Origin of the sequence: Burkholderia sp. b14 (genome assembly GCF_900156195.1) — a bacterium.
GTDB lineage: Bacteria > Pseudomonadota > Gammaproteobacteria > Burkholderiales > Burkholderiaceae > Mycetohabitans.
In genome coordinates this window covers 939,877-966,480 of sequence record NZ_FTPJ01000003.1, presented here as the reverse complement: position 1 = coordinate 966,480, position 26,604 = coordinate 939,877, and the positions used below count along the sequence as shown (strand labels likewise).

8 protein-coding genes and 1 pseudogene are annotated in these 26,604 nt (G+C 58.9%); 6 read left to right on the top strand and 3 right to left on the bottom strand.

The annotated features are described in order from the left end of the window. Positions 1 to 34 precede the first annotated feature (34 nt). From B0B13_RS08665 to B0B13_RS08650, 4 genes and pseudogenes are all read left to right on the top strand, one after another. Positions 35 to 997, top strand: a complete 963-nt coding sequence (locus tag B0B13_RS08665) for an acetaldehyde dehydrogenase (acetylating) (RefSeq protein ID WP_076797232.1) — start codon at positions 35 to 37, stop codon at positions 995 to 997. Next, a complete protein-coding gene (gene dmpG, locus B0B13_RS08660) occupies positions 994 to 2,004 on the top strand; it encodes a 4-hydroxy-2-oxovalerate aldolase (RefSeq protein ID WP_076795753.1) in 1,011 nt (336 codons plus the stop codon). Before B0B13_RS08665 ends, dmpG begins: the two co-directional genes overlap by 4 nt. Positions 2,005 to 2,309: 305 nt before the next feature. Continuing rightward, entirely contained in the window at positions 2,310 to 3,422 is a 1,113-nt protein-coding gene (locus B0B13_RS08655) for a porin (protein WP_076795750.1), read from the top strand. 11 nt (positions 3,423 to 3,433) lie between these two features. After that, positions 3,434 to 4,487, top strand: a pseudogene (locus tag B0B13_RS08650) (nucleoside hydrolase). Positions 4,488 to 4,499: 12 nt separating this feature from the next. Here B0B13_RS08650 and B0B13_RS08645 read toward each other — a convergent pair. Beyond that, the gene (locus tag B0B13_RS08645) at positions 4,500 to 5,411 is read right to left on the bottom strand and encodes a LysR family transcriptional regulator (protein WP_076795747.1); all 912 of its coding nucleotides are present in this window, start codon (positions 5,409 to 5,411) and stop codon (positions 4,500 to 4,502) included. Positions 5,412 to 5,522: 111 nt separating this feature from the next. Here B0B13_RS08645 and B0B13_RS08640 point away from each other — a divergent pair, with 111 nt between their 5' ends. Both B0B13_RS08640 and add read left to right on the top strand, forming a co-directional pair. Continuing rightward, positions 5,523 to 6,872 carry an NCS2 family permease gene (locus tag B0B13_RS08640; protein ID WP_076795745.1) on the top strand — a complete coding sequence of 450 codons (1,350 nt, stop codon included), beginning with the start codon at positions 5,523 to 5,525 and terminating at the stop codon, positions 6,870 to 6,872. A 45-nt stretch (positions 6,873 to 6,917) separates the two neighbouring features. Then, positions 6,918 to 8,036, top strand: coding sequence for an adenosine deaminase (add, locus tag B0B13_RS08635; protein ID WP_076795742.1), 1,119 nt, complete (start codon positions 6,918 to 6,920; stop codon positions 8,034 to 8,036). Positions 8,037 to 8,250: 214 nt separating this feature from the next. Here the strand turns inward: add and B0B13_RS08630 are convergent, their stop codons facing one another. Both B0B13_RS08630 and B0B13_RS08625 read right to left on the bottom strand, forming a co-directional pair. Next, entirely contained in the window at positions 8,251 to 9,036 is a 786-nt protein-coding gene (locus B0B13_RS08630) for an aspartate/glutamate racemase family protein (protein ID WP_083703692.1), read from the bottom strand. Positions 9,037 to 9,200: 164 nt separating this feature from the next. Continuing rightward, positions 9,201 to 26,582, bottom strand: coding sequence for a non-ribosomal peptide synthetase (locus B0B13_RS08625; protein ID WP_076795737.1), 17,382 nt, complete (start codon positions 26,580 to 26,582; stop codon positions 9,201 to 9,203). Between the last annotated feature and the right edge of the window lie 22 nt (positions 26,583 to 26,604).

Genomic DNA, 26,604 nt, shown 5'->3' with positions numbered 1-26,604 from the left:
ACTTAGCAAGAAACCGTATGATTGGAGCACAAGCATGACGCAAATGGTGAAGGTCGCCATTATCGGCTCGGGCAATATCGGCACCGACCTGATGATCAAGGTGATGCGCAACGGCAAGCACCTACAGATGGGTGCGATGGTGGGCGTCGATCCTCAGTCCGACGGATTGGCGCGAGCTGCACGGCTCGGCGTAGCGACAACTGCGCAGGGCATCGATGGATTGCTCGAGCTGGACGTATTTGACGACGTCGACATCGTGTTCGACGCGACGTCTGCCGCCGCGCACGCGCGGCACAATGAGATCCTGCAGGCCCATGGCGTGCAGGTGATCGACCTGACGCCAGCCGCGATTGGGCCGTTCGTGATTCCGGCGATTAATCTGCATGCTGAGACCGCGTCGAACATCAATATGGTCACGTGCGGCGGCCAGGCGACAATACCGATCGTGGCGGCAGTATCGCGCGTGGCCAAGGTTCACTACGCGGAAATCGTCGCGTCAATCGCCAGTCGGTCCGCGGGACCCGGCACGCGCGCGAACATTGACGAATTCACCGAGACCACGCGCCGCGCGATCGAGTCGTTGGGCGGCGCCACGCGCGGCAAGGCAATCATTGTCCTCAATCCGGCGGAGCCGCCGCTGATTATGCGGGATACGGTGTTTGTGCTGTCCGAGCACGTCGATACACGGCTGGTCGAGCAAAGCATCGAGCAAATAGTACAAAGCGTACAGGCCTACGTGCCGGGATACCGGCTCAAACAGAAGGTCCAATTCGACGAGATCGTGCCGCAGCGTCCACTGAACGTGCCAGGCATCGGGCCCGCGCACGGCCTGAAGACGTCCGTGTTCCTGGAGGTCGAAGGCGCGGCGCACTATTTGCCGTCGTATGCTGGCAATCTAGACATCATGACATCGGCCGCGCTTGCATGCGGCGACTTGATCGCGCACCGCCGCCTCGACACGGGCATGGCGCGCGGCCATCGGGAGACCGCACAATGAGCCACACCGGCAAGAAACTGTATATCTCCGACGTGACGTTGCGCGACGGCAGTCACGCCATACGACACCAGTACAGCGTGGAGAACGTGCGCGCGATTGCAGCAGCGTTGGACCGCGCCGGCGTGGACAGCATTGAGGTCGCGCATGGCGACGGGCTGCAGGGCTCCAGCTTCAACTATGGATTCGGTGCGCACAGCGACGTTGAATGGATCGAGGCCGCCGCGCAAAGCGTGACGAGGGCCAAAATCGCCACGCTGCTGTTGCCCGGCATCGGCACGATCCACGACCTACGCAATGCGTACGATGCCGGCGCCCGTGTCGTGCGCGTGGCGACGCACTGTACCGAGGCTGACGTCTCGCGACAACACTTAGAGTACGCCCGAGAACTGGGCATGGACCCGGTCGGTTTCCTGATGATGAGCCACATGACCACGCCGCAGAAGCTGGCCGAGCAAGCGCAGCTGATGGAAAGCTATGGCGCGCGCTGTATCTATGTGGTCGACTCCGGTGGTGCGCTCGGCATGAACGACGTGCGTGATCGGTTCCGCGCGCTGAAGGAGAGGCTGCGCGCCGATACGCAGACCGGCATCCACGCGCACCATAACCTGAGCCTTGGTGTGGCCAATTCGCTGGTTGCGGTCGAAGAAGGATGTGACCGCATCGATGCGAGCCTAGCCGGAATGGGTGCCGGGGCGGGCAATGCGCCGCTCGAGGTATTCATCGCGGCTGCTGACAAGCAGGGCTGGAATCACGGTTGTGACCTGTATCAGCTGATGGACGCAGCCGATGACCTGGTGCGGCCGTTGCAAGACCGCCCGGTGCGCGTCGATCGCGAGACGCTTGCGCTGGGTTATGCTGGCGTGTATTCGAGTTTTCTGCGTCATGCTGAGGTGGCCGCGCAGAAGTACGGCCTGAAGACCGTTGACATCCTGGTCGAACTTGGCCGTCGCAAGATGGTGGGCGGCCAGGAAGACATGATCGTCGATGTCGCGCTCGATCTTCGCTAGGCCGGCAGCAACCACGTGCCCGTGCGCGATTCCTACGAGCCGACGCCCGAACGGTCAGACATCGTTGGCGTGCACCCGCGTTGCCGCCGTGCGTCGAATAATAGCTGCAATGGTTGGAAATGGTTGCAGATGAAGAAAAGCGGCCACGCACGACAATTGATCGACGCGCGTCGGTGAGCGCTGACAGCGACGCGCGTTAAAATAAAATGAATTTATAGAGCGATAACAAAAGAAAACTTTTATTGTCGACAGCGGGTTCGTATAGTCATGACCAGAATCGACCTTGACGGAACCACGCGACCCGCATGAAGACTCCCCTCAAACTCGCTCCGTTCGTGTTGTTCGGCGCGATTGCGATCCAGGCCCATGCCCAAAGCAGCGTAACGCTGTATGGCCTCATTTCCGCCGGCATTGGCTTTGCCACGAACCAAAGTGGCAAGCCTGCGTGGCAGGCACTGTCTGGCACGAACCAGAATCCGCGTTGGGGGCTCAAGGGCACGGAAGACCTGGGCCAAGGGTTGTCGGCGATCTTCCAGCTGGAAAACGGCTTCAATGTGATGACGGGCAGCGCCGCGCAGAACGGCCGATTTTTTGGCCGGCAAGCGTATGTTGGTCTGGCGGATCGTCAGTATGGCTCGCTCACGTTCGGGCGGCAGTACGACGCGATCCACGATTATATCGGCCCGGTGATCATCGCGAGCAACGGGGTGAACATCGGCGACAACGACAACGGCTATAACGACATTCGTGTGCAGAATTCGGTGAAGTACGTCAGCCCAGTCTACTACGGGCTGAAGCTGACCGCGCAGTATGGCTTTAGTAACGCGAACGGCTTCACAAACAACAATGCGTACAGCTTCGGACTGGGCTACGAGCGCGGTGCATTGCGCTGGAGCGTGGTCTATGCACAGTACAACCAACCCTACAGTGCCACCAACGCGGATGGCGCCATTGCGAATGACTATGCATCGCCGCTACTGATCTTTAGCAAGAGCGCGACTGCGCCGTCGGTCTATGCGAGCCGCCAACGGATCGCCGGCACCGGCGGGTTCTACACGATTGGACGCGCGCAGTTTGCCGCGCTGTTCACCGACGTGCGCTACGACTACCTGGACAACTCGCACCTGCACCTGCAGAACTTCGGTTTGAACGTCGTCTATGCGATGACGCCGGCCTTCTTCCTGGGCGCTGCGTACGGATTCACGAATGGCAAGTACGACGTGGTCAACAAGCAGCCGAAGTGGCACCAGGTGAACCTACAAGCGGACTACTTTCTGTCCAAGCGCACCGACGTTGCACTGACTGTAATTGCGCAGCAGGCAGCCGGTGACGCAGACCATGCGCAGATTTTTGCCTACAATCGTTCGACTGGCATCCGGCAGCTGACCGCGACGCTCGGCATGCGCCACGTCTTTTGAGGCCGCGGACCATGAAGCCTTGTCTGAACCCCTCCCGGCGAGCATTCCTTGGGATGTCGGCGGCGCTGGCCGTCGGTACGCTGCTGGCTCCGTCGCGCGCGCGCGGTGGACAGTGTGGCAGCACGTCGCACGGTGATCATCGATACCGATCCGGGCCAGGACGACGCGATCGCCATCCTGCTCGCATTAGGTGCACAGGATCGCCTGGACGTGCGCGCGCTGACGGCCGTTGCTGGCAACGTGCCGCTGGCGCTCACAGAGCGCAACGCGCGGATTGTGCGCGATTGGGCCGGGCGCACCGACACGTTGCCCGTCTACGCAGGCTGTCCGCGCCCCCTTACGCGTGAATTGATCACGGCCGCCAATGTGCACGGCAGAAGCGGCCTGGAGGGCGTGGTGCTGCACGAACCACGCGCGCCGCTGGCCGTGCAGCACGCGGTGCCGTATCTGGTCGATGCGCTTAGCCATGCGGCGCCCCACAGCGTGACGCTGTGCGCGATTGGGCCACTGACCAATATTGCCAGTGCGCTGATCGAGGCGCCACAATGCCGACGCGGCCTGCGCGAAATCGTGCTGATGGGCGGTGCTTTCTTCGAGCGCGGTAATATCACGCCGGCGGCTGAATTCAACGTATACGTCGATCCGCAGGCGGCCGATGTGGTATTGAGCAGCGGCGTGCCGATCGTCGTGCTGCCGCGCGATGTTGCGCTCAAGGCACCGATCACACCGGCCCGCTTGGCCTCGCTGCGCGCACTGGACAATCGTTGCGGCGCAGTTGTAGCCGACATCATGGCTGCCGAATTGGCTTACAACAAGAAACGCCGCGGTGTCGATGAGGCGCCGATGTATGATCCGACAGCCGTCGGGTACCTAGTGGACCCATCCATGTTTAACGGCCGGCAGGTCAACGTGGTGGTCGAGACGACGGGGCAATGGACGCTTGGCGAGACCGTGGTGGACTGGAACGGGCGTAGTGGCCGACCGTGCAATGCGATATGGATCAACGATGTCGATGCCGATCGCTTCTATGCGTCGTTGGCCGAGCACATTGCAACATTGCCGTAAGTTAGCAAACGTTCAGATATGCTTGACGATCCATTCTCGGCAAGCCTGCACGTGCGGCCCACGGTCGTCGCCGGCAACAGAAATCAACGAGATCTCGCGCGTGACGCGCGGCTGTTCCAGGCGCAGTGCGACCAGTTCGGGATCGTACAGATGCAGCGTGTAGAGACTGGGCAGGACCACGGTGGCAAGACCGTTGCGCGCCAGCGCGTACAGCGGCTCGGTGTACTCCATCCGATACGCGACGTGCAAGCGCAGCTTTTCCGTGCCACCGGTGCGTTGCAGGGACTCGCTGACGCTGCCACGCACGAACACCGCCAGGTCACGGTCGACGAGCTTAGCCCACGGCACCGTCTTGGTTTGCGCGAGGGGGTCGTCCCGCCGGACCACGACCACGATCTCGTCGTCGAACAGATGCTGGTAACGCAGCGATTCGTCGCTCCCGTCCGGTTCGCGCACGCCGATGCCCAGGTCGGCGACGCCGTCGCGCACTGCTTGCACAAGCGCGCTGTTCGGCGAATCGGTCAGTGTGAAGCACAGCATCGGCTGCTCAATGCGCAGCGCATTGAGCACGGGCAGCAGGCGGCCGGCTACGGACGGGATGAACGAGACACGCACGGTTTGGGTCCGTTCGCCGATCAGTTGCGCCATGTCATCGAAGGTGCCCCGAGCGTGGTTGAGCAGTCGCTCGGCCAGCGGCAGCACTGCCGCGCCGGCGGGCGTCAGCGTGAGACGATGCGCGGAACGGGCAAACAGGCGGCCACCGAGCAGAAACTCAATCTGCCGGATCGAGGCGGTCAGCGCCGGCTGGGTGAGCGCAAGCGCTTGCGCGGCCTGCGTAAAACTGCGTGCATGAGCGAGCGCAACAAAGTGCTGCACTTGGCGCAGCGTGAGTGCCGGAAGCAGGGACAAGCGCTCGGATGACATGGTGCTATGACAGCAGGAACCCGGTACGCGGCAGTATAAGGCCAGCTCGCCACGAGGCAACACACGACAATATTCGGAATGGGCAATTTCGCTATGGATAGGAGAACATCGATGTCGTCGGCAGACGTGACTGCGGCGCGCCCGTCGCAGAGCAGGCTGGAGCGACGGTTTGCGCTCACCGCGCGCGGCAGCAGCCTTCGCGTTGAAATCATCGCCGGGTTAACCGCGTTTCTGGCGGCGGCCTACCTATTGGTCGTGATTCCGTCGCTGCTCGCCACCGGGGGAATGGATCGCGGCGCAGCGACCACGGCCACGATTATCGTATTCGTATTATGCACCGTGTTGATGGGGTTGTATGCGAACCTGCCGTTTCTTGTCGGTCCCGGTATCGGCGGGTCGGTGATCGTGGGCGTGACGCTGGCCAGTACCGAGCACATCGGATGGCAGACGGGATTGGGCATCGCATTCGTATCGGGCGTGTTGTTCCTTGTGCTGACACTGTTGGGCGCGCGTAGCGTCGTCATGCGGCTCATTCCAGTGCAGATTAAGCTCGGGCTGGGCGCATCAATCGGCTTGTTCGTCACAATGTTGGGTTTGCGCAATGCGGGCATGGTCGCCGTGAATGCGAAGACCAGTGCGCTGGCACTGGGCGATTTTTCGCGTCCCGGTGCGCTGGTGACGCTGATCGGGCTAGCTGTGGCGATCATGTTGCAAGCGCGCAAGGTGCCGGGCGCGATCTTGCTGGCGATCTTGGCCGCGGCGCTCGCCGGTGTACCGCTGGGCGTGACGCGCGTGCCGGAAACGCTCATTTCGCTGCCTCATGCAATCGGACCGGTCGCGTTCCAACTGGATATCGGCAGCGCGCTGAGCATCGCGGCCGCGCCGTATTTGTTTGCGTTTTTTGCTGCCGAGTTCTTTTCCACGCTTGGCACCGCACTGGCCGTCGGAGCAAAAGCCAACCTGCTGGATGAGCACGGCAATCTGCCGGATATCCACCGGCCGTTCCTGGTCGATTCTATCGCCGCGACGTTGGGTCCGTTGCTCGGCATACCGGCGCTTACTGCGTTGGTCGAATCAGCAGCGGGCGCCGAGGCCGGCGCGCGTACCGGGTTGTCGTCGCTGGCGGCGGCCGCGATGTTTGCGCTGATGCTATTGTTTGTGCCTGTGGCGCTGGCGATCCCGAAGGAGGCGACTGCGCCGGCGTTGATCCTGATCGGACTGTCGATGTTTTCCACGATCCGGCATGCCCATTTCGACGATTTCATTGACGCCCTACCGGTGATGTTAATGGTGCTGTTCACGCTCGTGTCCAACAGTTTCGGCACAGGCATTGCGGGCGGCCTATTATGCTACGTGCTGATCAAGTTGCTGGCCGGGCGGTGGCGAGAGGTGCCGTGGGGGCTCATGTTGTTGGCCGTGCCACTTGGCTACTACTTCTGGACCGTTGTCAAGCCGCATTAACCGGCGGCACGACGCTTACCTTCGTAACACCATGGCGAGACAGGCATGACGCATACTCCTAGCAACGTTCCGGCTGCCCGCACCGGTGTCGTACTCACCGATGCACATCGGCGCTTCTTCCACGCGATCCCAAAGGTCGAGCTGCATTGCCACCTGCTGGGTGCCGTGCGGCACGGCACATTCGTTGCGCTAGCCGAGCGCAACCATGCTCCGCTGGAGCGAGAGCAGATCGAGGCCTTTTACACGCGCGGGGAGAAGCCGGTCGGCGTGCTGCGTGTGTTGCGCGCGCTCGACCAGTACCTGCTGATCCAACCCGACGATTTGCACCGCATCGCCTACGAGTATCTGGAAGACGCCGTATCACACTATGTCCGGCATGCAGAGTTTTTTTGGAATCCTACCGGAACGGTGCGGGTATCGGGAACCGGTTACGCTCAGGCGCAGGCGGCGATCGTTGCCGCAATACGCGATGCAGCGCGTGATTTTGGCATCAGCGCGCGGTTAATCCCGAGTATCGACCGGGAACAGGATCCAGACGAGGCGGTGCAGATTGTCGAGTGGATGAAAACATATCGCGCGGACGAGGTCGCGGGCTTGGGCATGGACTACCGTGAAAACGATCGGCCGCCGGAGCTGTTTTGGAAGGCATATCGCAATGCGCGCGACGCAGGGTTTCGCACTTGCGCGCATGCCGGCGAGTTCGGCATGCCATGGCGCAACGTCGAGACGGCGATCGAGTTGCTGCAAGTCGATCGCGTCGATCATGGCTATACGATCATCGACAACCCGGCGCTATGCGCACGGTATGCCGCAAAGGGTATCGTGTTCACGGTCGTGCCGACCAACTCGTATTACCTGCGGACGTTGCCGGCCGAGCAATGGGCCGAGCGGCACCCGTTGCGGCATATGCCATCGCTGGGCTTGAAAGTGCACCCGAATACCGACGATCCGACGTTGCACAACGTCACGCCGAGCCAAGCCTGGGAATTGATGTTCAGTCATTTCGGGTTTCAGTTTGACGACTTGCGTACCTTCATGCTGAACGGCATTGACGGCGCCTGGGTCGATCCTTCGACCAAGGCCACCTGGCGCGCCGAATGGGCGCGTGAGTTTGCGCAACTTTCCGATGTGCTGCAAGAGGCGCTTGCGTCGCCGCGGGGCTGAACAGCTTAGCACCTCGGCCTGGGCGTAGCCACGGACGGCGCAGTGACCTCTTTGCCGGCGGGAATTCCGAGGGGGCGTGCCACCGCGATTTGCGGTTTAATCGGTACTGTAACGCTAAATAACCTTGATCCCGAGCCCTATTTGCGTCACGTCCTCGCTCGTATTTAGCTTATTTGTCGCGCGTTTCTCAATCAGCTCGTCGAGCTACACAGCCCTACTTTGTGTGACACCAGGCACTTTTGCTTTGTGTTGGCATTGGCCTAAGGCGTGTTTCCATGCCTTGATCAGGCATCGATTTAGCCCGCCACCACTGTACGCAAGCTTCAGCTAGACAGGATACCGAATCGATCAAATGGATGCCACGGATCCCCTCAGGCACCACCATTGGCAACTCGGTGCAGCCCAAAATCACAGCGTCGGCGTGCAACGCCCCGCATGCCGCAAGTGAACGGGCCAGTTGAGCCGACGCACCAGGAAGATCGCCTGCTTTGCTGAGCGAGATGGCGGCACTCGTTAGCTCGACGATTTCATCTTCAGGTTCGATGAGACGCACGCCGGCATCAGTCAATGCGTGATCGTACAATCGATAACGGGTAGTGGAGCGTGTACCTAGCACGATTGCGCTCCCTGCTCCTGAGAGCGCAGTCTGCCGCGCGGTCGCGGAGATCATATCAATGAACGGAATCCGCAAAGCCGCTGCGAATTCATCGCGCCAGTAGTGAGCGGTGTTGCACGCAATGGCGACGGCGCCGCATCCGGCTTGCGCTAATTGCGCAAGCCGCGCATGGATCATTGTCGGGACAATCGTGTCACCGTTCTCGATTGCAGTGGAGCGGTCCGGAATCTCTGGGCAGGAAAGCAGTAGAAAGGGGACATGGTCCTGATCGACCCGCGCGCCCGCACGTTGAGCCAGTAGCCGCAAGAAGTATGCGGTGGCCTCGCTGCCCATACCTCCTAAAATGCCAAGGCGATCTTTTCCAAACGAAGCATTCGTTCTCATCTACCCATCCTTAAATGTCGACGCTGTGACGCTTGATGACAGTCTTTATTCTGACGTCCCCAAACTCCTCGCAAAGAGCACTCGTGCTCGGCGTACCGGAGCCCAACCTTGGAAAGCTGTAGCGCTTCGCTCCGGTACCATCTCGCACGCGTACGGGTAAGCGTTTAGCTCACCGTGCTTAGCTTCCGCGCAATGATGGGGCCAATTTGGGCTAACGGTTCCAATTGCATCATTGCGCCATGTTCACAGTCGATGGAATGCATCTCAACATGGCCTTTTACGTAAGCTCGCCATGTTTCCGGCTCTGGCCGATAGCCTGGCTTTTCTAATGCTGCTTTGATATGCAGCACATCCCCTTCGAACGAAGAGCGAGGAACATAACGCTCGATCATTTGAGGTGTTTTTTCAAAGAAATCCAAAATGCTGTCAAATTGACGTTCATCTAATGCGGCATATAGGCTGCCTCCTTTGCGAAGCATTTCCCGACGCTCTTCGAAATCGAGGGGCAGTTTTTCTGAACTGGCTGAATCGCATCCGGCCTCTGCCAGCAGATCGGCAATCATGTCTTGTCTGGCAACCCGCCGCATGGGCTTGTTTTTCGTCCTAACGTAGCTATCCAAAAGGGCAAGTAAGGCAACGTGTTCGCCTTTCTTTTGAAGAATACAAGCCATTTCAAAGGCAATGAGCCCACCCAAAGACCAGCCTACCAGTTGATAAGGACCGCTAGGTTGAATACGGCGGATTTGCTCAACGTAATCCAAGGCCATTTCTTCAATCGTTTCCGGAAGAGGCCCCGGGTCCGAAAGACAGCGCGCCTGCAAACTATAAAGAGGATGCTGGCGATCGATATATCGCAGGAGTCCGGCATAGCACCAACCCAGTTCTCCCGCCGGATGGATGCAGAACACCGGGGGGCGATCTCCGTGGGATCTGAGCGGCAATACGACTTGGAATAATGAGTCAAGGTCGGTCGGCTGGTCTGGCTGCTGGCTAAGACCCGCTACGGTAGGCGTTTCAAACAAGTTTCGAATGGACAGCTCCAAGCCGAGTGTGGTGCGGACACGGTTGATCAACCGTGCAGCCAGCAACGAATGGCCCCCTAACTCAAAAAAATTGTCGTCGATACCAACGTGGGCGACGCCCAGCACCTCGGCAAATAGTTCGCAAAGCACCTGTTCTTCAGCGGTGCGCGGCATGCGTGCTGTTGCCGTCACCGTCATTTCCGGCTCTGGCAGTGCTTTGCGATCGACCTTACCGTTTGGTGTAAGCGGCAATGCATCAAGCACGACGAATACGGCCGGGATCATATAGTCCGGCAGGTTCTGACTTAGGTATTGTCTCAGTGTAGCGGGCGTAACCGTACAGTTTGCTGTTGCCACCAAATAGGCCACTAAGCGTTTGTCTGCTGACCGGTCATCCTCCCGTGTGATGACCGTCGCTTGTGCGACATTGGGGTGGCTGGCTAGCGCCGCACTAATTTCTTCCAACTCGACGCGAAAGCCGCGGATTTTGACTTGATGGTCGGTGCGGCCGAGATACTCGAGTTGGCCGTCTGCTCGCCATTTGGCCAAATCCCCGGTTCGATATAGCCGCTCGCCTTGGCCAAAGGGATTGGCGATAAAGCGCTCAGCGCTCAGCGCGGGTTGATTGACATAGCCCCGTGTCAGACCCGCGCCCGCAATATACAGCTCGCCGGCCACGCCACAGGGCACCGGATGCAAATACCGATCAAGCAGATAAACGCGCGCGTTGGACAAGGGCCGACCGATTGGCACGATACCGCTTGCCTGAGGCACGACTGCAAACCATGTGGAGGTCATCGTGCATTCGGTCGGACCATACTGATTAACCACATTAATCTGCTCGCCCAGCGTCTGGTGCACTTGAGTACATAAGTCCGCCTCAAGTGCCTCGCCGCTCGTCAAGATCGTGCGCAGCGTAGGGGTTGTTTGCGGGCCGTCAGCCACTTGGCAGACGCTGCGCAGCAAGCTGGGCGTGATGCTAAGCAACTTCGTGATGCCGTGCTCGTTGATTGCGCGCACGTACTGATGCGGCTCTTTGGCTTGCGTTGTTGGGATCAGCACTGTCCGCGCGCCTGCCACGAGTGGACCAAGTAGATCGCGCACAGACGCATCAAAGGCCAGGCTGGCTACGTTGAGCACGGCATCGGCCTCAGTGAGACGGTATTGGCGCACTAGGAAGTTCAAGTAATTGGCCGCACTGCTGTGCTGGGTCATCACGCCTTTAGGCTTGCCCGTTGAGCCTGACGTATAGGTGATATAAGCAAGATTGTGTGGTCTCACGACGCTGGTAGGCCGTGTTGAGGGCTGCGTGGCGATCTGAGTCCAGTGCGTATCCAGCGTCACGGTCTGAGTCTGGATGGCAGGCAACAGCGGCTCAAGGTGAGGCTGTAGCACCAATGCTGCGACTTGTGCATCCTCCAGCATATAAGCGATGCGCTCAGCCGGATAGCTTGGATCCAGGGGCAAGTAGGCGCCCCCTGCTTTCAAGATACCCAATAAGCCCACAAGCATTTGCAGCGAGCGTTCGGCACATAGAGCCACGATGACTTCGGTTCCTACGCCCATGGCACGGAGATGATGCGCAAGCTGGTTGGCCCGTTGGTCCAACTCGGCGTAAGTCATCTGCTGCGTTTCAAATACCGCAGCGATTGCGTTCGGCGTGCGTTGCACCTGCTCTTCAAATAGCTGGTGCAAGGTTGGCGCAGATGAAAAGTCAGCTGCCGTGTCATTCCACGCTGTGAGCAGTTGATGCCGTTCCGTGATGCTGAGCAGCGGCAAGTCTGACAGGCGCTGCGTCGGGTCGGCAACCACCGCCTCAAGCACGTTAATCCAATGCTGCCCCAGCCGCTTGATTGTCTCGGCGTCAAACAGGTCAGTCGTATATTGCAGCCAGCCTTCAATGCCGTCCGACATTTCACCAAAGTGCAGTGTTAAGTCGAATTTAGTACTCAGGCGTTCCAGATCGATCTTCTCAACGGTTAGTCCCGGTAGGGCAAAATCCGACATGGGCACATTGAACCCATTGACCATGACCTGAAAAATCGGTTGTCGAGACAGGTCGCGTACGGGTTGCAGTACTTCCACCAATTTTTCGAAAGGCACCGCCTGGTGCGCATAGGCGCCCAATGTGGTTTCGCGCACTTGCGCCAGCAATTCGTTGAAGCGGGGATTACCCGACAAGTCGGTACGCAGCGCCAAAGTATTGATAAAAAATCCGATGAGCGCTTCAGTTTGCACTTGCGTGCGTCCTGCGATCGGTGAGCCCACGACGATATCGTCTTGCCCGCTCCAGCGACTGAGCACGACCTGGAATGCGGCGAGCAACGTCATGTATAACGTTGCACCTTCGCGCTGCGCCAGCGCTTTGAGTTGTGCGGCAAGCGCCGCCGGCACGTGCACCGCGAGGCCATGCCCACGGCCGCTTGGCACGGCGGGCCGCGGCCGGTCGGTTGGTAGTTCCAACGCAGCAGGTGCTCCCGCCAATTGCTTGCGCCAGTAATTTAGCTCCCGTTCTAGCGCTTCGTCCTTGAGCCATGCGCGCTGCCAAAGCGCATAATCGGCATATTGGACCGGTAGCTCGGGTAATGGTGAGCCTTGCTTTTGACTAAAGGCCGTATATAACGCTTGGATTTCCCGTGTCAGCACACCTAGAGACCAGCCATCCGAAATAATGTGATGCAATATCACGCTTAACACATGAGTATCAGGCGCGAGACGTAGCAGTGCAAAGCGCACCAGCGGCCCTGCAGTCAGATCGAACGGCTGTTGAGCGGCGGCTAGCAGAAAATGCATGACGTCATGCTCAGCCACTTCATGCGGTATCAGTTCAACCGTCCAGGGCGGAGTGACCACTTGCACACCGTCACCCTCATGGGTTTCAAACCGGGTGCGTAATGTTTCATGACGCTGGACGATTTCACTTAATGCGGCAGCCAGTGCAGCGACATCCAATTTACCCGTCAAGCGCATGGCAATCGGTATTTGGTACGCTGCGCCTTGCCCTAATTGTTCCAAGAACCACAGACGTTCTTGCGAGAACGACAAAGGCAAAATGGTGGGACGCGTTTGTGTGGTCAACGCTGGAATGTCGAGGTCACGACTTTGCCGCAATGCGTCCAGACGAGGTGTCAGTTCGGCAATAGTAGGCGCTTCAAACAGCGCGCGCACCGGCAGTTCGGCCCCCAACGCTTGCTGGACTCGGGCTGCAAAGCGCATCGCTAGTAATGAGTGTCCTCCAAGTTCAAAGAAGTTGTCGTCAATACCCACGCGTGGCAGACCAAGTACTTCGGCGGCCAACTCAGTCAGCGTTTGCTCCTGAGGCGAACGCGGGGCGCGGTAGCGTTCCGAAATAAAATTCGGTGCTGGCAGTGCTTGACGGTCCACTTTGTTATTCGGCGTCAGCGGCATGGTGTCGAGCCTGACGAACGCCGATGGCACCATATAGTCTGGCAAGCTGCCTTTGAGCTGATCGCGCAGCGCAGTGGTGTCGATAGTGTCATCGCTGACGAAATAGGCTACCAATCGTTTTTCGCCTGGCTCGTCCTCCCGCGCTACGACTACAGCTTGATGGATGGACGGATAGGCCAGTAGTTGCGTTTCAATCTCGCCGAGTTCGACGCGAATGCCACGGATCTTGACTTGATGGTCGGTGCGGCCCAGATACTGAAGTTGGCCATCGGCTCGCCATTTGGCCAAGTCGCCGGTTCGATACAGCCGCTCGCCGTGCCCGAATGGGTTTGCGATAAAGCGCTCGGCACTCAACGCAGGCCGCTTGAAATAGCCGCGCGCCAACCCGACACTGGCGATGTACAACTCACCGACCACGCCCGGTGGAACCAGTTGCAGATGTCGGTCCAGTACGTAGACGCGTGCGTTTGAGATCGCGCGGCCGATCGGCACGATGCCGCTTGGCTGAGGCACGGCCGCGAACCAGGTTGAGCTGAGCGTGCACTCGGTCGGGCCGTACTGGTTGATCACGGCAACTTGTGCGCCGAACACTTGGCGAAGCCGATCGCACAAGGCCGCTTCCAGCGGCTCGCCGCAGGTCAAGATTGCCTGCAGTGCCAGTTGGGGCAAGGGGCGGTCTTGAGCCGCCTCGCACAGGCTACGCAGGAAGCTGGGCGTGATGCTAAGCATTTTGGTGACGCCCTGCTCGTGGATCACGGACAAATACTTGTGCGGCTCCTTGGCCTGCGCGGTAGGCACCAATACGGCTCGCCCCCCCGAGGTCAGCGGACCGAACAGGTCACGCACCGACGGGTCGAAGGCCAAGCCTGACACATTCAGTACGACATCCGCTGTGGTGAGCTGATAGTGGCGGGTCAGGAAGGTCAGATAATTGGCGACGCCACGATGTCGGATCATCACCCCTTTGGGCCGCCCGGTCGAACCCGACGTATAGATGACGTAAGCGAGATGCGCAGGCGTCACCCCGCTGTGCGGCGTATGGTGCGGCTGGGCCGCGATGTCGTGCCAGTCGGCATCCAAGCGCACACGTCGGGCGTCGGTGTCGGGCAATTGCGCTTCGAGGTGAGCTTGCGTGACCAGTACGGGGGCGCTGGCTTCTTCCAGCATATAAGCGAGGCGCTCGGGCGGATAGCTAGGGTCCAGCGGCGCGTAAGCGCCACCGGCCTTCAAAATGCCTAATATGCCGACCAGCATCTCGATTGAGCGCTCGACGCATAGCCCTACGATGACTTCAGGGCCGACGCCCAAAGCGCGAAGGTGATGGGCAAGCTGGTTAGCGCGCGTGTTCAGCTCAGCATAGGTTATCTGTTGCGCTTCGCACACGGCGGCTACCGCGTGCGGCGCACGCTGCGCTTGCGTCTCGAACAGCTGATGCAGGGTTTGTGTGTCCGGATAATCGGCTGCGGTGTTGTTCCACGTCGTGAGCAATTGATGTTGCTCTGCGGCGCTGAGTAGCGGCAGCTCAGAGAGGCGCTGTGCTGGATTGGCGGCCACTGCCTCAAGCACATTGACCCAATGCTGGCCGAGTCGCTCGATCGTATCGGCATCGAACAAGTCCGTCGCATATTGTAGCCAGCCGTCGATGCCGTCCGATGTCTCACCGAAGTACAGCGTGAGGTCAAACTTCGTGCCAAACGTATCGAATTGGACCGGTTCGGCGATGAGCCCTGGCAAAGCCAGGTTCGATGTCGACAGGTTGAGTCCATTGACCATGACTTGCACAATCGGCGCACGCGACAGGTCCCGAACGCGCTGTAACACTTCTACCAGCTTTTCAAATGGCACAGCCTGATACGCATAGGCCTCTAACGCTGTCTCCCGCACCTGCGCCAACAATTCGTTGAAGCGGGGATTACCCGACAAGTCGGTACGCAGCGCTAAGGTATTGAGGAAGAAGCCTAACAGTCCTTCCGTTTGTGCCTGCGTGCGCCCCGCAATCGGAGAACCAACCACGATATCATCTTGCCCGCTCCAGCGGCTGAGTACAATTTGGAACGCCGTGAGTAACGTCATGTATAACGTTGCGCCTTCACGCTGTGCTAGCGCTTTGAGTTGCGCGGCAAGCGCCGCCGGCACGTGCACCGCGAGGCCATGCCCACGGCCGCTTGGCACGGCGGGCCGCGGTCGGTCGGTTGGCAACTCTAACGCGGCAGGCGCTCCCGCCAATTGCTTGCGCCAGTAATTTAGCTCCCGTTCTAGCGCTTCGTCCTTGAGCCATGCGCGCTGCCAAAGCGCATAATCGGCATATTGGACCGGTAGCTCGGGCAGGGGCGAGGGCTGACCCTGAACAAACGCGCTGTATAGTTCGTTCAGTTCGCGTGTGAGTACGCCGATTGACCAGCCATCGGAGATGATGTGGTGCAACACAATACTCAACACATGAACATTGGAAGCAAGCCGTAGTAATTCAAAGCGCACCAGCGGGCCCGTAGCCAAATTGAACGGTTGCTCAGCGCTGGCCTGCAGATAATTGACAAGCTCGCATTCATCAAGCTCACGCGGTTTGAGCGTGACTTTCCATGGCGGATCGATCACTTGTACGCCGGTGCCATCGCGCGCCTCGAATCGGGTACGCAAAGCCTCATGGCGCCGAACGATTTCGCTAAGCGCGGCGTTTAATGCTGACACGTCTAGTTGCCCCGTCAATCGGGTAGCCATCGGTATCTGATAAGCGTCGCCTTGCCCTAACTGGTCTAAGAACCACAGACGTTCTTGCGCGAAAGACAAAGGTAGTGCGTCGGGCCTGGGCTGAACTGTCAGCGCGGGGATGGACAGTTCATTGTTTTGCTGCATTGCTGTGATGCGGGGAGCCAGTTCCGCCACGCTTGCGGCCTCGAACAACGTGCGAATAGGGACCTCAACGCCTAACGTGGCTCGGATGCGGCTGATCAGGCGGGTCGCCAGCAGCGAATGCCCGCCCAAATCGAAGAATCGGTCGTCAATGCCGACACGCGGCAGGCCGAGCACTTCTGCAAATAGCTCGGCCAGCGTCTGTTCTTGTGGCGAGCGCGCAGCGCGGTAGTGTTCAGAGACAAAATCCGGTGCCGGTAGCGCTTTGCGGTCGAGTTTGCCGTTGGGCGTGAGGGGCAAGTTGTCTAGCAGCACCATGGCGGCTGGCACCATGTAGGCTGGCAGCGCAGAGGCCGCGTAGCGACGAATGTCCGCAAGCTGATCAAGCTTAGCGGGGTTATTCGCATGGGCGCCAGGTGCCTGGCTAGCCAGCGCGGGCGAGGGTAAGTACAGGTCGGTGAACGTGGCGTTAGCCGCTTCGCTGGCGTGAACGAGCAAGATATCCATGCACGCTTGCGCGTCGCCTGACCAAGTCGCGGCAACCCAATAGCCACACGCCTGGCCCAGTGCATGGAAGTCGTCGGGCGTTAGCCCCTTTGCCCGCGTGCTACCTGCTTTGAGTCGATGCTGGACGGTCGCGATATCGCAGCCGCGCTCGAGCGCTTGCATGGCCTCGATTTCCCGTTCCAGGCGTGCGTTGGACACGCCTACGATGCGCAGGTGTGTGGGACGTTGCGTGTTCAGATGAGCTTTCAACGTGTCGAGATCAGCGAGCTGCTGACCCCAGTACCACTGTGGCACTTGAGCTAGCGAAAGCGTTTGAATAGGCGCTGTTGGCTGTTTATGCAGCACCACATCGTAGCGGTAGCGGCTTAGCTCATTTTCATATGGACCCCGCTTGAGTTGAATATCGACCGCGGCGATGGTGTCAATCGTACGCGGTAGCGTACTGAAGAACGCCGGTGCGAGTAGCAGTTCTTTTTCCGCGAGTAATGCTTGCTCGATACGTCGGCGTACGGTGGATACGTCATCAACGGCAGGATTGGCTTGATGCAGCTGCACGGCACTGACAAAACAATTCAGTAAGCTGAAGTTGCGCACGTCGCCGACAAAAAGCACACCACCGGGTGCAAGCAGTGCCATCGCTTGGCGCAGTACATCTTGTAAATAGCTGACATTGGGAAAGTACTGTGCCACCGAGTTGATCACGATGGTGTCGAAATAGCCTGACGGTAGCCCTTCGGTAACATGGGCCGCCTGCGTGCGTAATTCCACGCGCGAGGCCAATTCTGGATAGTGCGTCAGTTGCGCCTGGAGTGCCTCGATGGTGGGCATCGAGAAGTCTGTGCCCCAATAGGCTTCGCAATGCGGTGCTAGATGAGCGAGCAGCAGGCCGCTGCCCACACCGATTTCCAATAGTCGTCGGGGTTGGAGTGCTTGAATCCGTGCGACTGTGGCTGCACGCCATGCCTGCATGTCTGGCAGTGGGATCGGGCGTCCATCATAACTGCTGTCCCAGCCGACGAAATTCTCGCCAAAGGCACTGGATTGGTGGCTGCCGTAGTGGGTATCGTAGATCGTTTGCCATTCGCCGACCTGGCGCTCTTCAGTGGCCGCATTACGCTCAGCAGTCGTTTTATCGAGCGTGACATAGCCAACCAGCTGTGTGTGGCCTGGGCGGTCTTCGCGGGCAATCACCGCTGCCTGGGCGACGGCCGGGTGGCGACATAGCACGGCCTCGATTTCGCCTGGTTCGATCCGGAAGCCGCGCAACTTGACTTGATGATCGGCACGGCCGAGGAAATCGAGTGTACCGTCCGCTCGCCAGCGAGCTAGATCGCCGGTGCGGTACAAGCGCGCGCCTGCTGGGCCAAACGGCGCGGCAACGAAGCGTTCCGCCGTCAAAGCAGGGCGCTTGAGATAACCGCGTGCGAGCCCGATGCCACCAATATAAAGCTCGCCCGACACGCCGACTGGCACCGGCTGTAGATGCTCGTCTAAGACGTACAACTGGGTGTTGTCAATCGGCCGGCCAATTGATGAGGCTACTTCGGTAGCCGCCTCGTCAGGTAAAAACCGCCGCATCGCCACACATACTGTTGCCTCGGTGGGCCCGTACGCATTTGTCATGCGCTGCGACTGCGACCACTGTTCGACGAGGTGCGGAGGGCAGGATTCGCCGGCAACGATCAAATGCGAGCAGCTGGACAGGCTGTCGGCGGGCAGGGCTGCCAACGCGCTGGGCGGCAATGTGGCGTGGGTAATCGCTTGTTCTGATGCAAGCTTTGCCAGCGCGTCTCCCGGCAACAACTGCTCTGAGCGCCCGAGGACCAACGTTGCGCCTGACAGCAGCGACATGCACAGTTCCCAGAAAGCGGCATCAAAGCTCAATGAGGCAAACTGCAGGACACGGCTGTTCGGGTTCAGCGAAAAGCGCTTGATTTGGGCAGCCGTTAAATTATGGCTGCCGGCATGCGTGACCACAACGCCCTTCGGTTTTCCGGTCGAGCCGGAAGTGTAGATGACATAGGCGGGATGCCGAGGAGCGAGTGGCCGGCAACGATGGATGTCGCTCGGATTAAATTCGGATAGCTGCGTTAGCGCGGCGTAGACAGCCGGATCATCCAAATGAAGAACCGCGGTGTACTCGTGGGGTAAGCGCTTTGCGCTCGATGCATTGGTGAGGATGCGCTTGGGCTGCGCATCCTCTAGCATGAAAGCCAGTCGTTCGCACGGATAGTCCGGGTCGAGCGGCAGATAGGCCGCGCCCGCTTTCAAAATACCCAGCAATGCGCTGATCATCTGCGGCGAGCGCGGTAGCGCTAGGGCGACGATATCCTCCGGGCCAATGCCCTCGGCAATCAAATAATGCGCAAGGCGATTGGCTTGGGCATTCAATTCAGCATAGCTGACGTGTTGATCTTCGAAGATTAGTGCGATGGCATCAGGCGCTTTGGCCACCTGCGCCTCGAATAGTGCAGGCAGTGTTGCTTCGCAGATCGGCTGCGCCGTATCGTTCCAACCGTTGAGCAATTGCTGCCGTTCAGCCGTCTCCAGAAGATCGATGTGACCGATCGGTTGCGCAGGCGCGTCGGCGATGGCTTCCAACAAGCGGATGAAGCGGCGGGCCAATCTGTCTACCGTGTCACGATCGAACAGGTCAGTCGCATATTCGATCAATCCTTCCAGCCCCTGCGCACTGCCATCTGTACTCGATACTTCATCAAAGCTGAAGAATAAGTCAAATTTGGCGGTAAAAGTATCAATAGGTTCGGGTATTAAACGCAGGCCAGGCAGGTCAAATGGCTGCACAGCCGTGTTTTGTAATACCAATGAAACTTGGAAGAGGGGGTGATGTGCAGTTGAGCGGGTTGGATTAAGCCGTTCAACGAGCTGTTCAAACGGTGCATCCTGATGGGCATAAGCAGCCAGACAAGTCTCACGCACTCGTTTCAGCAGTGCATTGAAGCTCGGGTTACCTGATGTGTTGGTGCGCAGAACCAAGGTATTGACAAAAAAGCCGATCAGCTCGTCCAGCGCTTCGTCGGTACGTCCAGCAATGGCGGTGCCGATTGGAATGTCGTTGCCGGCGCCTAGACGGGTCAGCAACGTCGCCAATGCCGCTTGCAACACCATGAACAGGCTGGCTTCGTGGGCACGAGCAAGTGCTTGTAGCTTGCCGTGCAGCGTGGCATCGATTCGCATGGCCACATAGTCGCCGTGATAACTGGCCACGGGCGGTCGCGCCCGGTCAAACGGTAGCTCCAACCGTTCGGGCAGACCGGCCAAGGTTCGCTCCCAGTACGCGAACTGACGGCCAATCATGCTGTGCGGATCATGCTCATTACCAAATAACGCCTGTTGCCACAGCGTATAGTCGGCATATTGCACAGGCAACGGCGCCCAGGCTGGCGCCTGACCTTCGAGCCGGGCTGCATAGGCGCGGCCCAAGTCGTGGGCCAGTGGCGCCATTGACCAGCCATCGCCAGCGATATGGTGTAACAGCAGCAATAGCACGTGCTCTTGTGCGTCGAGCCGGAACAGCCACGCGCGCAGCGGGATTTCGCGGGATAGGTCGAAATGGTGAACTGCCGCTTGAGCCAACCTTTGTGACAGCGTTTCTGCTGTCACCTGGATTGTCTCCAGGGTGAGCGAGGCAGCTTCGACAGCGATGATCTGTTGCGTGGCGACTCCGTTGATGTCCTTGAAGACAGTGCGCAAGCTCTCATGGCGGGCTAGCAGGTCGTTCAACGCGGCCTGCAAAGCGTGGGTGTCCACCGTGCCAAACAGGCGTAACGGCAACGGCATGTTATAGGTGGCGCTGGGCCCTTCGAACTGGTGAGTAAACCATAAGCGGCGCTGCGCGAAGGACAACGGTAGGGTGGCGGGGCGTGGCTGTGGACGCAGAGGCGGCCGGGCGAACGCGTTAGGCGTGAGGCGCTGCGCCAAGTCGGCGACCGTGGGGGCTTCAAACAACGTGCGAATCGCGACGTCAATGTCCAACGCAGCGCGAATGCGGCTAATCAAACGCATCGCCAATAGCGAATGCCCGCCCAGGTCAAAGAAGTTATCGTCGATACCGACGGTCTCTAAGTCCAATACCTCAGCGAACAGGTTAGCCAACAGCGTTTCTGCCGCAGTGCGTGGCGCCTGAGCGCTGCTCGAGCTGAAGTCGGGAGCCGGTAAAGCCTGGCGATCGATTTTGCCGTTCGCCGTCAGCGGCAGCGCATCGAGTTCGACGAAGGCGGCCGGCATCATATAGCTGGGCAGTATTTGGCCAAGATGGGATTTCAGTTCGGCGGGCGTGACCGTGTGGCCGGCTGCCGTGACCCAATAGGCGACGAGCTGTTTATTCCCCGGACGGTCTTCGCGCAAGCTGATCGTGGCTTGGGCGATACCCGGATACCTGGCCAGTACGGATTCGATCTCGCTAAGCTCAATACGAAAACCTCTGAGCTTGATTTGATGATCAGCACGACCAAGATATTCCAATTGACCATCCGCGCGCCAACGCACGAGGTCGCCCGTTCGGTAAAGTCGAGTTCCCTGTTCAAAGGGGTTAGCAACGAAGCGTTCTGCCGTCAGATCAGGCCGGCCTAAATAAGCACGCGCCAATGCCGGTCCACCAATATAGAGTTCGCCGGTGACGCTAATGGGTACCGGCTGTAATGCATGATCGAGTACATAGACGCGCGTATTGGCGATCGGTCCACCCAGCGGCGGCGTCTCGGACTCGGCTAGCTGCGTCGCGCGCCACGCCAGTGCATTAATGACCCCTTCAGTCGGGCCATATAAGTTGTAAAGCGTGGCGTTCGGGAAGGTTGTCTGGCATGCGTGCAACACGGCGCTCGATAGCGCTTCAGCGCCGCATAGAATCAGCCGCAGATGTCGACAGTCGGCCACGCCTTCAGTGGCGCAAAGCTGCTCGAGCATGGCTGGAGCGATGTCAATCACGCTGATACGTTGCCATGCCATTAAAGTGGCAAGACGGCTTGCGTCCATCTGTATGGTCGGATCGGCCATGACCAGGGTGGCGCCAGACATCAACGGAATAAATATTTCTTCTATGGACGCGTCAAAGCTCAGCGAGATTTGCTGCAAGCAGTGATCGTCCGATCGCAATGACAGTAGCTGTTGTCCGGCATGCAGACGGCTCGACACAGCGTGATGATCGACCATGACCCCTTTGGGCCGACCAGTGGAGCCGGACGTGTAAACTACGTATGCTAGATGATGGGGGCGGATACCGCTTTGCGGCGCGTGTTGTGGTTGGGCGGCAATGCCCGCCCAGTCAGTATCTATACGTACCCGCTGCGCTTGCATGTCGGGCAATTGCGCCTCAAGATGCGATTGTGTGATGAGTACCGGGACGTTCGCATTGTCCAGCATATAGGCGATCCGCTCGGCAGGATAATTCGGATCGAGAGGCAAATAGGCCCCGCCCGCCTTCAATATACCCAATACGCCGACCAGCATGTCGATAGAGCGCTCAATGTACACGCCGACGACCACTTCGGGGCCGACGTCCAGTGTACGTAGATAGTGCGCCAACTGGTTCGCACGGGTGTTGAGTTCGTGATAGCTACACTGCTGTTGCTCGAAAACAATCGCCACGGCGTGTGGCGTTTTATCAGCCTGTGTCTCAAATAACTGGTGCAGCATTTGAGCTTGCGCATCGCTGATAGCGCCATCGTGTGCCGGAGACGAGGTTGTCGCGTTCCACGTCTCGAGCAATAGTGCGCGCTCGTCAGCTGACAGCACGTTCAGCTGGTGGACGGGCAGATTGGGTGTGTGCTCGAGTGCCGCCGCCAAGCTTTCCAACGCCTGCTGCATATAGCCGCATATCCGATCAGGATCGAGCGGCTGCACAGCCTGGGCAGTTAGCCCCAGCGCGTGGCCGCGGTCTTCCACTGACAGTCCGAGTGGGTAATTGTCACGCTCTTGGGCGCCTAAAAATTCGATGCCGGGCGTAGTTTGGATCTCACTGGGCGACACCCCTTCGTGCACATAGTTCAGCAGCGCGCTGAACAGCGGTGTACCGGCGGGTACGCCACTACAACGTTGCGCGAGCCCCAGCGACGCATGTTCATGTTCAAGCAGGGTGGCCAGACGGGCATGCGTGTGACGCACACCGTCTTGAACGCTGTTATTCAGGTCCACGCGAAGCGGTAGCGTATTGATGAACAATCCCATGGCGCTGTCAGCGCCGTCGCCTGCTTGCATGCGACCGAACAACACGGTGCCAAATACCACTTGCTGCTGACCCGTGACTCGCGCCAGTACCTGCGCCCAAGCCAGATGGCATAAGCTAGCCAGGCTCACGCCCAGCTGCTTGGCTTGTGTGCGCAGTCGATCATTCAAGTTCTGCGGCAGCATCCGATGCGATTCGGTAACATGCGTGCCGTCACGATGCACATCGGCCAACCCGAACGGCAACGTGGGCTCGTCCACATCGGCAAGCATCTCGGTAAAGAAACGCGCATGCTCACTTTCGCTGATGCCCAGACGCGCTTGTGCGACGAGATTGCGAAAAGGTCGTGCAGGTGGCAACGCGTCGCCTCGTCGTTCGAGGAAAGCCTGCACTTCGGTTTGCATGATCTCCTGCGTGGCATGATCACCGATGAGGTGATGTAGCAACTCGAGCAGCAGCCAGCGGCCATCACGATCCTGAGCGATGGCGAAGTGGAGTAGGGGCGCTTGAGTTAAATCGATCCGATATTGGCTAGGATCGAAGCGCCGTAGCAGTTGCTCGATGACGGGCCCATCGTCCGGATTCAACTTAAGTTCGGTAACGACCAGCGATGCATGACGCCAAACCACCTGCGCAGGGACGGACAGTCCTTCCCAGGCGAAAGCGGTGCGCAGAATATCGTGGCGATTAATCACTTGCTGGACGGCCTCCAGATAGCGATCCAGCACTTGCCGATTGGCAAAAGCCATTTGGGTGGTCAGCAGATACGGATCACGGTCAGCTGCAAGCAAATGGTGAAATAGAATGCCATCCTGCAATGGAGACAATGCATAGATATCTTGGATATTTGCGATGCCTCCCGGCACTTGTGTGACGATCCGGTCGATGTCAGCCTGAGTGAGCTCGATGAGCGGCAGCTGATCCGGCGTCAGCATTATGGTGTCGGGCGTGATGCGATTGGGTGGTACGACCACTTCCCGATGCTGGCCCAGGGACTGCGCCAATACGCTGAGTGTAGGGGTTTCAAATAGCGCGCGTACAGAGAGCATCAGGCCAACGCGGCGCAAGCGGTCGATCATCTGCACGGCGAGCAGCGAATTTCCACCCAGTGCAAAGAAGCTGTCATGCCGGCCGATGTGCGTTAAACCCAATAATTCAGCCCAAATCGCTGCCAGCGCCGTTTCAGCTTCGCCCTGCGGGGCTTCATACGCTTGACGTGCAAAGGCATTGGCGTGCGGCGCAGGCAACGCACGGCGATCGAGCTTGCCGCTAGGCGTCAGCGGGAACGCATCTAGCCGTACAAATGCAGCGGGCACCATGTACTCGGGTAAGCTGGTCAGCAGATGGGCGCGCAATGTGTTGGCAAGTTGTTCATCACACTCAGCTATGACATAAGCAATGAGCCGCTTGGCGCCACCGTCGCCCGAAGTCAGCACGGCGGCATCACGTACCTGCGGATGTTCACGCAGGCGCGCCTCGATTTCACCCGGCTCAATTCGAAAGCCGCGGATCTTGATCTGGTGGTCATTGCGCCCGAGGAACACCAGATTGCCGTCAGGCAAATAGCGAGCCAGGTCGCCGGTTTTGTACATGCGGGCGTTTTCAACGCCGCAAAACGGGTCTGTGACGAAGCGCTCGGCGGTCAACGCTGTGCGATTCAAATAGCCGCGCGCCACGCCCACTCCGCCAATGTACAACTCGCCTACTGCACCCATCGGCACCGGTTGACCGTGCGCATCCAGTAGATAAATTCGCGTGTTGTCTAATGGCCGGCCAATCGGAACCACTTCGCCATTGAAATCTTGTGAGCCACGCCAAACAGTGGAGCAGATAGTCGTTTCGGTTGGGCCGTATGCATTGAAGACCACCGCGCCTTGACGGACCAAATTTCGAAGTAGCGTCGCACTGGGGGCTTCGCCGCCTAAAATCAGCGTCAGAGGGGTGTTTAAATGGGGTAAATCGTCGCCTGCTTGCAGCAGTGCGGGGGGAATGTCCGCGTATGTGATCGCGTGCTTTTCCAAATAACACCACAGTTCAGTGCGATCATGGCGCGCGGTATCGGGCGGCAAATATAAGCTTGCCCCACTATTCAATGCGATGAATGTCTCGGAAGCATTGACGTCGAAACCGAGTGAAGCAAACTGCAAGATCCGACTAAAGGGGCCAATATCGAAACAGCTGATCTGAGCCTGAACAAGGTTCACGACACTTCGATGCTCCACCATCACGCCCTTGGGTGTGCCGGTCGAGCCGGACGTATAGATGACGTAAGCTAGATGACTGGAAAGAAGTTCGGGCACATGCGGATTGGTCGTTGCCCGTTCTGGCAATACATTAGGATCGAGTACGGTCCGTGATGCGAGCGCCGCTTGACCCAATGCGGCCTGACCTGCTGTATCGGCCAGCACAAGTTCTGGCGCCGAATCGGTCAAGATATGCGTCAGGCGCTCAGAGGGATACGCCGGATCCAGTGGCACATAGGCGCCGCCTGCTTTCAAAATCGCAAGCAGCCCCACGATCATCGCCGGCGAGCGTGCCATACACAAGGCTACGCGCGTGTCCGGCTGAACGCCCAATTCAATCAGCCGGTGTGCAAGACGGTTGGCTTGCGCATTCAGCTTAGTGTAGGAGAGCGCCTGGTCTTCATAAACTAGCGCAATAGCATCGGGGGTCCGTCTGACTTGCTCCTCAAAGACTTGGTGAAGACATTGGTGTGCCGGATACGGTACTGCTGTTGCGTTCCAGGTGTTAATCAACGTTTCGCGCTCGGCTGGTGGCAACAGATTCAACTTGCAAACGGGCGTCTCGACGTTGTTCGAGGCGGCATCGCATAATGCTTGTAAATGTTCACTGATGCATTGAACTCGGCGTGCATCCATGCGATGGGTATCATAGATCCAGCGAAAAGCGCCATCGCCCTTGACCTGAAGTGTCAGTAAGGCGCCACTGGCCTGCGTGTCAGCGGCAAGCTGCGATGATGCTTCATCGGATAGCACGGACACCGCTACCTGCCAAGGGTATGCGGCGCGCAGCGCGGATAGACTACGCAGAGTAGGATGTCGGACAACCAAATCGCGCAAGAATGTGTGGTGCTGCTCAAGCCGCAGGTATTCTGCTTCGATGGCATGACAAACCGAGGCAAAGGGCTGATCTAGGTCCACCGCGATTTCCATCGGCACAACAGGCGATAGATCGGCAAGCGTTTCTGGCTTGTCGTTACTTTCGCCGCTGACACGCCAACCGATCTGATACTGCGCTTGCTCGGTCAAACGGGCTAGATAGACCGCCAGCACGCTCAGCAACACCGTCAGTGACTGCTTTGATTCGCTTTTTTCCAGCAATGGCGGACGCCATGCGCTGATCGCCCATTGGGGCTCAAGCGCACTCTCACCTTGTTCAAAGGGCAGTGGCAAAGGCTGCAGGCGAGCTAGTCGCTCCTGCCAGAACGATTCACTGGATGCGAGCGCCTTGCGAATGTCCGGCGTCCCCCCAGTGTTACCTTGATCGTCGAGCAGAGATGGATGATGCGCGTCGTTCTCGATAAAAGGGTCGAGTTTAGCCGTTTGATCGTTCATATCGATGCTCTACGTGCAAAGG